The sequence below is a fragment of the Arthrobacter sp. HMWF013 genome (assembly GCF_003061105.1).
In the GTDB taxonomy this organism is placed as follows: Bacteria; Actinomycetota; Actinomycetes; order Actinomycetales; family Micrococcaceae; genus Arthrobacter.
Window position 1 is genome coordinate 4,018 of record NZ_QAIQ01000472.1, and the last position, 11,382, is coordinate 15,399.

11 protein-coding genes are annotated in these 11,382 nt (G+C 66.8%); 7 read left to right on the top strand and 4 right to left on the bottom strand.

Features of this window, described 5'->3' with window-relative positions; genetic code table 11:
• Positions 1-166: 166 nt before the first annotated feature.
• Positions 167-1,036, bottom strand: coding sequence for a DUF4031 domain-containing protein (locus DBR22_RS16900; protein ID WP_108599976.1), 870 nt, complete (start codon positions 1,034-1,036; stop codon positions 167-169).
• 52 nt (positions 1,037-1,088) lie between these two features.
• Positions 1,089-2,423: an FAD-binding oxidoreductase gene (locus DBR22_RS16905; protein ID WP_108599977.1), complete on the bottom strand. Its 1,335-nt coding sequence runs from the start codon at positions 2,421-2,423 to the stop codon at positions 1,089-1,091.
• A gap of 181 nt (positions 2,424-2,604) precedes the next feature.
• Here DBR22_RS16905 and DBR22_RS16910 point away from each other — a divergent pair, with 181 nt between their 5' ends.
• The 5 genes from DBR22_RS16910 to DBR22_RS16930 all read left to right on the top strand — a co-directional run bounded on the left by DBR22_RS16910 (position 2,605) and on the right by DBR22_RS16930 (position 6,501).
• Complete coding sequence (locus DBR22_RS16910; protein WP_108599978.1) at positions 2,605-3,015, top strand: TOBE domain-containing protein; 411 nt, start codon at positions 2,605-2,607, stop codon at positions 3,013-3,015.
• On the top strand, positions 3,012-3,797 hold the full coding sequence (gene modA, locus DBR22_RS16915; RefSeq protein WP_108599979.1) for a molybdate ABC transporter substrate-binding protein: 786 nt from the start codon (positions 3,012-3,014) through the stop codon (positions 3,795-3,797). Before DBR22_RS16910 ends, modA begins: the two co-directional genes overlap by 4 nt.
• Positions 3,794-4,657 (top strand): ABC transporter permease, encoded by an 864-nt coding sequence (locus DBR22_RS16920; RefSeq protein ID WP_108599980.1) that lies wholly within the window; start codon positions 3,794-3,796, stop codon positions 4,655-4,657. The genes modA and DBR22_RS16920 overlap by 4 nt, the downstream gene beginning before the upstream one ends.
• The gene (locus tag DBR22_RS16925; protein WP_108599981.1) at positions 4,654-5,718 is read left to right on the top strand and encodes a sulfate/molybdate ABC transporter ATP-binding protein; all 1,065 of its coding nucleotides are present in this window, start codon (positions 4,654-4,656) and stop codon (positions 5,716-5,718) included. The genes DBR22_RS16920 and DBR22_RS16925 overlap by 4 nt, the downstream gene beginning before the upstream one ends.
• A gap of 123 nt (positions 5,719-5,841) precedes the next feature.
• Complete coding sequence (locus tag DBR22_RS16930) at positions 5,842-6,501, top strand: hypothetical protein (RefSeq protein WP_108599982.1); 660 nt, start codon at positions 5,842-5,844, stop codon at positions 6,499-6,501.
• A 13-nt stretch (positions 6,502-6,514) separates the two neighbouring features.
• On the opposite strand, the gene DBR22_RS16935 is transcribed toward DBR22_RS16930, so the two are convergent.
• Positions 6,515-6,856: a YciI family protein gene (locus DBR22_RS16935; RefSeq protein WP_108599983.1), complete on the bottom strand. Its 342-nt coding sequence runs from the start codon at positions 6,854-6,856 to the stop codon at positions 6,515-6,517.
• Positions 6,857-7,081: 225 nt separating this feature from the next.
• Between DBR22_RS16935 and clpB the strand changes: the two genes are divergently transcribed.
• Entirely contained in the window at positions 7,082-9,739 is a 2,658-nt protein-coding gene (gene clpB, locus DBR22_RS16940; protein ID WP_108599984.1) for an ATP-dependent chaperone ClpB, read from the top strand.
• 9 nt (positions 9,740-9,748) lie between these two features.
• Here clpB and DBR22_RS16945 read toward each other — a convergent pair whose 3' ends face one another.
• A complete protein-coding gene (locus DBR22_RS16945; protein WP_108599985.1) occupies positions 9,749-10,045 on the bottom strand; it encodes a DUF4287 domain-containing protein in 297 nt (98 codons plus the stop codon).
• A 547-nt stretch (positions 10,046-10,592) separates the two neighbouring features.
• Here DBR22_RS16945 and DBR22_RS16955 point away from each other — a divergent pair.
• On the top strand, positions 10,593-11,382 hold a 790-nt coding region (locus DBR22_RS16955), incomplete at its 3' end, for a CPBP family intramembrane glutamic endopeptidase (protein WP_146187539.1).

An 11,382-nucleotide genomic window follows, 5' to 3' on the forward strand; every position in this document is an offset into this window, starting at 1 on the left:
TCGTCCGCCTCGTACGTCCGGCGCCAGCCCAGGGCCTTTTCCCAGAAGTCGGCGGGGATCTTGGGGTCGGTGGAATCGATGCAGAGAGATTGGATGCGCAGGCTCATCGGAGCAGTCTTGCACCGGCTCCCGCGGCCGTAAAGGCTTAGCTCGCTTGCCGGAACCCTCAGGCCAGCTCGCTCATCAGGTTCCGTCGCGCTGCCTCCGCCCACAGTTCCCGTGCGCGCTCGCTGTGGAACAACGGGTCCAGGTCCAGCAACTGACGGACGACGGCGGCGCGCCCGGCCGCGAAATCGTCGTCGCCGATGTGCGCGTAATCTTCCCGGACGGCGGCCACATAGCGGGCATAGGGCTCAGGCTCCCCGCCGAGAACTGACAGGTCCGCGTCGCTGAGGAGGGCGCCGTCGTCGTCCCCAGGTTCCGGACGGTGGTCCGAGGTCAGCCGCACCAGCCTGGCCACCTCCCCGACGTCCGCGGCCGGGAGCCCGGCGTGGGTCAGCCGCTCCTCGGCGAGCCGGGCGGATTCCTCCTCGTCCTGGCCGGCCACCCCGTTGTAGACGGCATCGTGGAACCACGCCGCGAGCAGAACAGTCCGCGGCGGGTCGGCGGGATCGGTGAGCAGGTCCAGGGCTTCGAGCACGGCCAGCAGGTGGGTGCAGCCGTGGTACCGCCGGTGTTCCTCGCTCCAACGGTCCAGGAGGTCAAGGAAGAGGGCATCGTGGCCGGGCATGATTGCCTCCCAGCGGTTCAGCAGCGGCACCTTCAGCGATTTGTTGCGCTGCCGGGCCGGGATGCGGAGCCCGCTGGCGATGAGTTTGCGGACCAGGATCCGGGCCTCCACCGGAATGGCGCCGGCGGCCACCAGGTCCTCGAACCGGCGCTCGGGGACGTCGTAGTGGTCGCCGTCGAACGCCCGCTCCGGGATGCCCGCAGCGGCGCAGAACGCATGGAGTTCGTCCAGCGAGGTGTCCGAAACAAGATGCGAGAAGTGCGTTCCGTGCGCGGGCCAAAGGGGCGGATCAAGGAAAATCGCCATGCAGGAAGTCTAGTGCGGTGGGGTCTGCCGGGCGTTTGGGCGGGTTAGCCGGTCAGGAGCCCGCGGGCAGGATGTTCTGGTTGCCGCGGAAGACGTTCTGCGGATCGAAGTCACGCTTCACCCGGGCCAGTCGGGCGTAGTTGCCGTTCCCGAACGCGGCACGGATGCGCTCCTGCCCCTCGTGGCCGATGAAATTGAGCCACACGCCGCCCGTGGCGTAGGGGGCGATCTTGCCGCGGAAGTCCCTCACCCAGGCTTTGGCGCGCTCGCCCTCTTCGGGGGTCGGGGAGATTCCGTACGGGTGGCTCACCCAGGCCGCATTCCGGTTGATCAGTGGCGTGGCGGCAGCGGCGTTGCCTCCCACCGCGCCACCCCACCGTGCGATCAGCTGCTGGGACGTGGCATCGGGGAGGTTCCGGCCCGATTCCACAAACAGGTCCAAGGCCTCGTCCGGGAGTTCGTCATGATAGTCCGCGCTCCAGTAGTTGTAGTGGTCCGGCGGGTCGTCCAGGGATGATTGGAACGCTGCGTACTGGGTGTCTCCCACCAGGTCCACCGCGGGCCCGAGTTCGCGGAACGGCCTGGCATGTTCAGAGCCTTCTTCGGTGTCACCCGCGTACACGTAAACCACTAGGACGGCCATTTTTCCCTTCATCCGCTCCGGCACAAACGGCTCGGACGGTGCCGTGACGTACAGCAGTGCCAGGCCCACCCCATCAGGAGCCGCCAGTGCGAGATCCCTGAACGCACGGGTAACGTCGGTGGCCTCCTCGCCGGGCCACAGCCACATCCCGGCATGCACTACCGGACCCAGCCGGTGCCCCTGGAACGTGAATGACGTGGCCACCCCGAAGTTGCCGCCGCCGCCGTGGAGCGCCCAGAACAGCTCCGGGTTCTCCCGCGCGCTCGCGGTGACCCGCTCGCCGTCGGCCGTTACCAGGTTGACGGAGACGAGGCTGTCGCATGCGAACCCGAAGGAGCGCTCCAGCCAGCCGGACCCTCCGCCCAGGGTGAAGCCGGCGATCCCGGTGGTGGAGGCCCTGCCGCCGGTCACAGCGAAGGCATGCGCCTGGGTGGCGCGGTCGAATTCGCCCCAGGTAACGCCCGCTCCGGCGGTGATGATGCCCGATTCCGGGTCCACATCGATCGATTTCATCGGCCGGACGTCAACCACCAGGCCGCCATCGTTCGTGGACATTCCGGCCACCGAGTGGCCTCCGGCGCGGACGGCGATCGGCAGTGAATTCCCGCGTCCGTAGCGGAGGGCTTCGGCCACCTCTGCGTCGGTTGAGCACTGGGCGATGACTGCCGGGCGCCGGTCAATCATGGCATTGAAAACCTTGCGGGCGGGCTCGTACTCGGGGCTGCCAGGCTTGATCCACTTCATCACAAACGCTCCTCAGCGAGTGCGGCTCTTCCCCTCCCCATAGCGTAGGACGTAGGTCCACGCCGTTCCAGAGGTGCACTGTGCGAGGCGGGCGCCACCGAAGACCCCTATGCCAGGGGCAGGGCAGGAATTGCGGAGCCATCTCGAAGACAACCCCGCAAATGCGGACTAGAGTGACTGAATGCCCACGATCCGCGTCTCTGAAGCAGCCCGGTTCCTTGGCGTCAGCGATGACACCATCAGGCGCTGGACCGAGAACGGCAGCCTCACCCCGGTCAAGGACGACGCCGGCCGGCTGGCGGTGGACGGGCTCGAACTCGCCCGGCACGCCCAAAAGCTCGCGCAGCTTCCGGACGATCCCCACCGCGCCGGGAGTTCGGCGCGCAACCGGTTCGTCGGCCTGGTCACGGGCATCACCGCGGACAAGGTCATGGCCCAGGTGGAGCTCCAGTGCGGACCGTTCCGGGTGGTGTCGCTGATGAGCAGCGAAGCCGTCCGCGAACTGGGACTTGAGCTTGGCTCGGTGGCTACCGCCGTGGTCAAAGCCACCACCGTCATCATCGAAACCCCGCACGGCAAGGGTTCAGCATGAAGCACCCCCTTGCGGCATGGGCCGCTGCGGTGCTCATGGTGCTGACCCTCGCCGCATGCGCACCGGCGGGACAGGGCGGAACGAACGACGACGGCGCGGCCGGTCAGCGACGAACGCTCACCGTGTTTGCCGCCGCCTCCCTCAAGGGAGCCTTCACGGAACTGGCCGGGAAGTTCGAAGCAGCCAATCCGGGAACACAGATCACCCTCAGCTTCGCCGGCTCGGCCGACCTCGTCACGCAGATCAGCCAGGGCGCACCGGCCGATGTCTTCGCCTCGGCCGACGCCCGGAACATGGCCAAGCTGGCGGACCAAGGCCTCGTGGACGGCGAACCCCGGGATTTCGCCACCAACACCCTCGCCATCGCTGTCCCGGCGGGGAACCCTGCAGGCATCAAATCCTTCGGCGACCTCGCCAGGCAGGGCGTCAAGGTGGTGGTGTGCGCCAGCCAGGTGCCCTGTGGTGCCGCCACCACGACGATCGAGCAGGAGACCGGCGCGGCCCTCAAGCCGGTGAGCGAGGAATCCTCCGTCACTGACGTCCTGGGCAAGGTCAGCTCGGGGGAGGCCGATGCCGGGCTGGTCTACGTCACCGACGCCAGGAGCGCGGGCGCCACGGTGGAACAGGTGCCGTTCCCGGAGGCCGCCAAAGCCGTCAACACCTACCCCCTGGCCGCCGTCAAGGGTGCAGGCAATAAACCCGCGGCGGACGCCTTTGTGGCGTTCGTCCTCGGTGCGGAAGGCCAGGCCGTCCTGGCCGCCGCGGGCTTCGGCGCGCCGTGACACCGCCAACATTCAAGGCGCGCAGGCCAGCCACGTACACCGGCATCCCAGGCTGGATCTACGCCGTCGCCGCGGCAGGGGCGCTGTTGGTCGTGCTGCCGCTCGTGGGCATGGTGGCCAGGGTCAACTGGGCCCGGTTCATCCCGCTTGTCACCTCTGAATCGTCGCTGGCAGCGCTCGGCCTGAGCCTGCGCACCTCCGCCGCGAGCACCGTCCTGTGCATCGTCCTGGGGGTTCCGCTGGCGCTTGTCCTGGCCCGCGGCAGCTTCCGCGGCCAGCGGGTCCTGCGCTCGCTGGTCCTCCTGCCGCTGGTGCTTCCGCCGGTGGTGGGCGGCATTGCCCTCCTGTACACCTTTGGCCGGCAGGGGCTCCTCGGCAGGACCCTGGAAGTGGCCGGCATCCAGATCGCATTCTCCACCACCGCCGTCGTCCTGGCACAGACGTTCGTTGCGCTGCCGTTCCTGGTGGTCAGTCTCGAGGGTGCTCTCCGCACCGCGGGGCCAAAGTATGAGGCAGTGGCCGCCACCCTCGGTGCCAGCCCCAGCACGGTCCTGCGCCGCGTCACCCTGCCGCTGGTGCTGCCAGGCCTGGCCTCCGGCGCGGTGCTGTCCTTCGCCCGCAGCCTGGGCGAATTCGGCGCCACCCTCACGTTCGCGGGCAGCCTGCAGGGGGTGACCCGGACCCTGCCGCTGGAAATCTACCTGCAGCGGGAAACGGACGCCGAGGCCGCCGTCGCGCTGTCACTGGTCCTGGTGGCCGTCGCTGTGGCCGTGGTGGCCCTCGCGTACCGCGGTTCCGGCATGGTCGGCCGGGAAATTACGACGACGACGGCGCCCGCCCGGGGCGGTGATGTCCGGTGACGTTCATGGTTGAGGCCGCCGTGGCCGCCCGCGGTTTCGACGTCTCCCTGACGGTGGGCCCCGGCGAAACCGTGGCGGTCATGGGACCGAACGGCGCAGGTAAATCCACACTGCTGAACGTCATCGCAGGCCTGCTGCAGCCGGATTCGGGCAGGTCCGGGCTGGACGGCAAGACGCTCTTTGATCTCACCGAAGGGCGGAACCAGTGGACGGCCCCGCACCGGCGCGGTACCGCACTCCTGGCCCAGGAACCGCTGCTCTTTCCGCACCTGAGCGTGCTGGAGAACGTGGCTTTCGGGCCCCGCAGCGGCGGTGCTGCGAGACGGGCCGCCGCCGGGTCAGCCTTACATTGGCTGGCGGAAGTCGAGGCAGCGGATCTCCGGTCCCGGCGCCCCGCGGAGCTGTCCGGCGGCCAGGCGCAGCGCGTGGCAGTGGCCCGGGCGCTCGCGGCCGAGCCCGGCCTCCTGCTGCTGGATGAGCCCATGGCCGCACTGGATATCCACGCAGCGCCGTTGCTCCGGAGGCTGCTGCGGCGCGTGCTGGCGGGCAGGCGGGCCATCATCATCACGCACGACGCCCTCGACGCCCTGATGCTGGCCGACCGTGTGATCATCCTGGAGGACGGCAAAATCAGCGAGGAAGGCCCCACCCGTGACGTTCTGCAGCGGCCGCGAAGCCGTTTTGCAGCAGGACTGGCCGGGCTCAACTTCGTGGCGGGACAGATCACCGGACATGGCCTCCGCGCCGGGGCCCTGAACCTCTACGGACAGCACGACGACCTCCCCGGCCCGCTCCCCACCGGGCAGCCGGGCGTGGCGGTCTTCCCGCCGTCGGCCGTTTCCATCTTCCTCAGCGAGGCGCACGGGAGCCCGCGGAACTCCTTCGCCGTCACCATCACGGACCTGGAGCCGCACGGCGACGGCATCAGGGTCCGCGCCGGGGAAGGCGGGCTGCTGACCGCCGACATCACGACCGCCGCCGCCGCCGATCTCGGGCTGGCGCCCGGCATGCAGGTCTACTTCGTGGTCAAGGCCGGCGCCGTGGCCATCTACCCCGCCTGACCGCCCCGACGCTCACTCACTTGATGCGCCTTTTCGGACGACGCTCTCTCACTGTGTACGCCCCCTGCCCCGGGTAGGCTGGTCAGCGTCGTCCGGAAGCGGCGGCGGTATTGGGGGAACCACATGAAGAAAATGACGACGGCGGCCGCCGTCCTGGCGCTGCTGGCCGGCCTGACCGGATGCAGCCTGTTTCCGTCCCCGCCTCCACCGCCCGACATCGCCCCGGCGACGCCCGTTTCGGTCCTGCCGCCCGAGTGCCCTTTCGTGGGCAGTGATGACGTCATGCCGGTCCGGATCCCCAAGGGCACGCCGAGCGAATCCATCGGCAGTGTCCTGAACTCCTACAGCGGCTGGCTGAACGCAGGATCGGAACTGGTCGCCGCGTGGAGCCCTGGGACGGCGGTCCCGGAAAACTGCGTGGCTGAACTTGCGGCCAGAAATGCCGAGGCCTACGCCAACAATCTTTTCACCACCCACACCGACGTCGCCTGGCAGGAGTACTTTGCGGCGGTAAAGGTGCTCAACCAGCAGAACCTCGCCGCAGTCCGTCAGGCGGAACCGGAAACGGGCGGGCGCGGCACCTTTGAACTGCTCCAGGAGATCGACTCGAGCGCCACTGACAACGGCACCTTCCTGAAATTCGACGCCGTCTACCGCCCCACAGTGGCCGGACAGGGGAACTGGGAGGGCTGGGATACCACAACGCGCTGGTATGTGGAGCTGGTTCCGGCAGGAGAGTTCCTCGTCATCAACTACATCGAGCAGACGCCGGCCGCCGGCTGAGGCTCCGGGAAAGCTACATTCCGGGCATATCCAGGGATTCGTAGACCCTGATGCTGCCGCCCGGCATCATCAGGTGCGGGTGCCCGTCGAGCAGCGCCTGGGCACCTTCCATGTCGTCTGCCTGGATGATGCCGTACCCGCCAATGTGGTTGGTGCTGCTGATCTCTGAGACTCCTGTGGCAGTGACTTCCTTTCCGGCGATCAGGGGGTTGCCCATATCCACGACCCCGTCTCCCGCCCGGTCCGCCCATTGAAGCCAAGCCTTCATACCTTCCTGCGCCGCTTCGGGTGAGCTCTCCAGCATCTGTTCCTGGGCCGCCTTTGGTCCCATGTAGAGCACAACAAATTTCTTCATGGCAATCCTCCGCTTCACGTTCCGGGGCACCGTTGCCGCCGGACAGAACGATCCTAGGATGATTCCCCCGGCGGGGATACAGTGCAAGGGAGATCATCAGCCCAGCCAGCGTTGCCCGGGCAGACGGGTTCGCTGTCGGCAAAAAAGTGGCCAAAGAAACCGCACGTCAGGGTTGAGCGTACTAGACTCAACTTAGCGATTACGTAAACCCGGAAGGAGCTCTCTTTGGACGTCAAATTCACCACCAAGAGCCAGGAGGCTCTGTCGGCTGCGGCCATGAACGCCTCCACGGCCGGCAATCCCCAGGTGGAACCCGCACACATCCTTAAGGCCCTGATGGATCAGCGGGAGGGTGTCGCCGTTGCGCTCCTCCGCGCCACCGGGGCTGACCCGGACGCCGTGAGTGTCCAGGCAAGCACAGCCATCAAAGCGCTGCCCGCCACGTCCGGCGGTTCCACCCAGCAGGCGCAGCTGTCCCGGCCAGCCCTGCAGGCCATCCAGAACGCCAAGAACGAGGCGGACAGGCTCGGCGACACATTTGTCTCCACCGAGGTGCTGTTACTGGGGCTCTCCGCCGGGAGTGACGCCGTCGGCCGTCTAATGCGCGACGCCGGTGCCTCCCATGAGGCGCTGCTCGCCGCCCTGCCGGGTGTCCGCGGTGACCGCAAAGTCACCAGCCCGGATCCGGAAAACACTTTTCAGTCGCTGGAGAAGTTCGGCACTGACCTGACGGCGATGGCGCGGTCCGGCAAGCTGGACCCGGTGATTGGGCGGGACAACGAAATCCGGCGCATCATCCAGGTGCTGAGCCGGCGCACCAAGAACAACCCCGTCATCATCGGTGAGCCGGGGGTGGGCAAGACCGCGGTGGTGGAAGGCCTTGCCCAGCGCATCGTCCAAGGGGACGTGCCGGAGAGCCTCCGGGGCAAAACGCTGATCGCCCTGGATCTCGCCTCAATGGTGGCCGGAGCCAAGTACCGCGGCGAGTTCGAGGAGCGGCTCAAGGCGGTACTCGAGGAGATCAAGAGCTCCGAAGGCCAGATTGTCACCTTCATCGACGAGATCCACCAGGTGGTGGGCGCAGGTGCCAGCGGCGAATCCTCGATGGATGCAGGCAATATGCTCAAGCCCATGCTCGCCCGCGGGGAGCTGCGCCTGATCGGCGCCACCACGCTGGATGAGTACCGGGAAAACATCGAGAAGGATGCGGCGCTGGAACGGCGCTTCCAGCAGGTCTACGTAGGTGAGCCCAGCGTGGAGGACACCATCGGCATCCTCCGCGGTCTGAAAGAGCGCTACGAGGCACACCACAAAGTGACCATCGCTGACTCGGCGCTGGTCGCCGCCGCCACGCTGTCCAACCGCTACATCTCAGGCCGGCAGTTGCCGGACAAGGCCATCGACCTGGTGGACGAGGCCGCATCCCGGCTCCGCATGGAGATCGACTCCGCCCCGGAGGAGATAGACCAGCTCCGCCGCCAGGTGGACCGGCTGACCATGGAGGAGCTTGCCCTTGAAGGCGAAAGCGACGCAGCCTCCGTGGAGCGGCTGGCAGCGCTCCGAGCGGACAAGGCGGACAAGACCGAAGAACTGTCCGCACTCAACGCGCGCTGGGAGGCGGAGAAGGCAGGCCTGAACCGGGTGGGTGACCTGAAGGCGAAGCTTGACGAACTCCGGTCCGCCGCGGACAAGGCCCAGCGCGAGGGCGACCTGGAAACGGCCTCCCGCGTGCTCTACGGCGAGATCCCTGCCCTGGAACGTGAACTGAGCGCAGCCGCAGCCGCGGAGGAAGCCAACACGGACAAATCCAGCCAGATGGTCGCTGAACAGGTCACCGCGGACGATATTGCAGAGGTCATTTCCGCGTGGACGGGTATCCCGGCCGGCCGCATGCTGCAGGGCGAGAGCCAGAAGCTGCTGCACATGGAAGAGGAACTCGGCAAGCGGCTGATCGGCCAGTCCAAGGCTGTTACGGCCGTGTCCGACGCCGTCCGCCGCGCCCGGGCCGGCATCAGCGACCCCAACCGTCCCACCGGCTCGTTCCTGTTCCTCGGCCCCACCGGCGTGGGCAAAACCGAACTCGCCAAGTCGCTGGCGGACTTCCTGTTCGACGACGAACGGGCCATGGTGCGGATCGACATGTCCGAGTACGGCGAGAAGCACTCCGTGGCCCGGCTGGTGGGTGCCCCTCCTGGCTACGTGGGCTACGAGGAAGGCGGCCAGCTGACTGAAGCCGTCCGCCGTCGGCCGTACTCCGTCATCCTGCTGGACGAGGTGGAAAAGGCCCACCCGGAAGTCTTCGACATCCTGCTGCAGGTGCTCGACGACGGCCGGCTCACTGATGGCCAGGGCCGCACCGTGGATTTCCGCAACGTGATTCTGGTGCTCACATCCAACCTCGGCAGCCAGTTCCTGGTGGACCCGACGCTGGATCCCGATGCCAAGCGGAACGCCGTGATGGCCACGGTCAACGCGTCCTTCAAGCCGGAGTTCCTGAACCGGCTGGACGAAGTGGTGCTGTTCGACGCCCTGACGGTGGACGAGCTGGCGCACATCGTGGAACTCCAGGTTGCCGAGCTGGGCAAGCGGCTCCAGGACCGCCGGCTCAGCTTGGACGTTACTGAAGGTGCCCGCGCCTGGCTTGCCATGACCGGCTTCGATCCGGCCTACGGTGCCCGGCCGCTGCGGCGGCTGGTGCAGCGGGAGATCGGCGACAGGCTGGCCAAGGCCATCCTGTCCGGGGACATCGCGGACGGTGACACCGTCCTCGTGGACACCGCGGCCGACGTCGATGAACTCACTGTTGAAGGGCTGGAGGCACAGGCCGGGCCCGACGGCGGTGCTCCCGCCGGTACGGGACTGGTGGTGCGGCGGAAGGAATAGGCCCTTTTCTCAGGCCTTGTGGGGGTTCGTGGCTTGGCCGTCCAGCCAGAGTTCATCGGATGGGTCGCTGTGGGTTCCGCCTGACCCGACGTGTTTGTCATCAATCTTCGGGCCGTTTTTGATGACATGAACGAGCGCCATTCCATGGCCCCGGCCGAGTCCGTAGTCTTCTTTCAGCCAGTCGGTGATCGTTCCGGCTTTCGTGGCGGGATCGTCATACCCCCGCTCACGGGCCAGGTTGATCAGTTCGCGCGGAGTGAGGCCGGTCTTGTCTTCAATCGTGTTGAGGTAAGCCTGGAATGACATGGACGTTCCTTCGGTTCCCGGTAATCCGTTATGTCCTGAATCCTAGCCATCGCTACCGGCGGCGAGCGTAAGCTCTGGGTGGGGCTGGGAGTTCGGGGGAGGGCTTAATGAAGCGTCAGATGCGCCGTTGGACGGGTCTTTTCCTGTTGCCCCTTGCCCTGGGAAGCTGCGGGACGGGATCCGGCACAACGGGCATCACGCCAGGAACTTCGGATCGCTGGTATGTATCAGTACTCGGTCCGAGGGACGGTGGCGCAATAGACCACTGCTTCGAAGACCCGCTCATCGACCAATCGATCGAATCAGCAGATCTGCCTTCCACGCACCTCAGCATCAAGCTGCTCGGGACGGGGACCCAAGGTGACGCCGAACGGATTGCTGACTGCCTCAAGCCGGGCGCTGGCAGCGGGGCAGTATCCATCACCAGTCCAGGAACCTGATTCTCGAAGAGCCCTCCGCCGTTTCTATTCAAGGTCTGCGGGCACCTTGACAACCTCATGGCGGCCGAGGATTGTCGAGATCAAAGGCCTAGGAAAAGAGGTCTGCGATGACGGTTCAGGGACACCGGTCGCGTGGGTGGGCGGCCCGGCATGAAATTGTGCTCTACCTGGTCTTGGCTTACGCGATTTCCTGGAGCATCTGGCCCCTTGTGCTGATGAATCCGCAGAGCAGCCCACTGGTGCCATTTGGGCCCGGGCTGGCCGCGGTCCTGGTTGCATTCCTGGCAGGTGGCCGCGCGGGCCTGTCCGGTCTGCTGCGCCAGCTGGGACGGTGGCGAATCCATCCTGCATGGTACGGCGTGGCTTTGGGCGTGCCGTTCGCCGTCCCCGCCCTCGCGTTGGCCGCTGCTGTGGTGGCTGGAGCGCCGGTCCCCACCTGGGAGCCATCCGACGTTCTGCAGGTTGCCGGATCAATCGCTGTCACGATCGTCATTGTGGGCATGTTCGAGGAGCTGGGCTGGCGGGGTTTTCTGCTACCCCGGCTGCAACACGGCCGGAGCGCCTTAGCGGCCGCGTTGATTGTTGGACTGGTGTGGTTGCCCTGGCATCTTCCGGAATTCGTATCCGATCCGGGTCAGCGTCCCCTGGCACCATTCGCGATCTATGTCTTCGCGCTGTCGGTGCTGCTCGCATGGCTCTATAACAGCACGCAGGCAAGCCTGCCGATCGTCATCCTGTTCCACGCCGCCTTCAATAGCTTCGCTCAGTTCTTCCTCTCCGGACTGGAGGGGAGCCACTACCTTGTGGCGTGGTGGGCGCTGGCCGGCCTGAGCGTCATCCTCGCGCTGGCCGTCGTCGGATATGCCGGCAGCACCCTGGCCAGGGGTGATGCCAGGC

Excerpts from the sequence above, each read along its gene's own strand:
- modA (WP_108599979.1), top strand. The coding sequence starts at position 3,012 with ATGAAGCACCCCCTTGCGGCATGGGCCGCTGCGGTGCTCATGGTGCTG.
- DBR22_RS16930 (WP_108599982.1), top strand. The coding sequence starts at position 5,842 with ATGAAGAAAATGACGACGGCGGCCGCCGTCCTGGCGCTGCTGGCCGGC.
- DBR22_RS16935 (WP_108599983.1), bottom strand. The coding sequence starts at position 6,856 with ATGAAGAAATTTGTTGTGCTCTACATGGGACCAAAGGCGGCCCAGGAA.
- DBR22_RS16945 (WP_108599985.1), bottom strand. The coding sequence starts at position 10,045 with ATGTCATTCCAGGCTTACCTCAACACGATTGAAGACAAGACCGGCCTC.
- DBR22_RS16910 (WP_108599978.1), top strand. The coding sequence starts at position 2,605 with ATGCCCACGATCCGCGTCTCTGAAGCAGCCCGGTTCCTTGGCGTCAGC.
- DBR22_RS16900 (WP_108599976.1), bottom strand. The coding sequence starts at position 1,036 with ATGGCGATTTTCCTTGATCCGCCCCTTTGGCCCGCGCACGGAACGCAC.
- DBR22_RS16905 (WP_108599977.1), bottom strand. The coding sequence starts at position 2,423 with ATGAAGTGGATCAAGCCTGGCAGCCCCGAGTACGAGCCCGCCCGCAAG.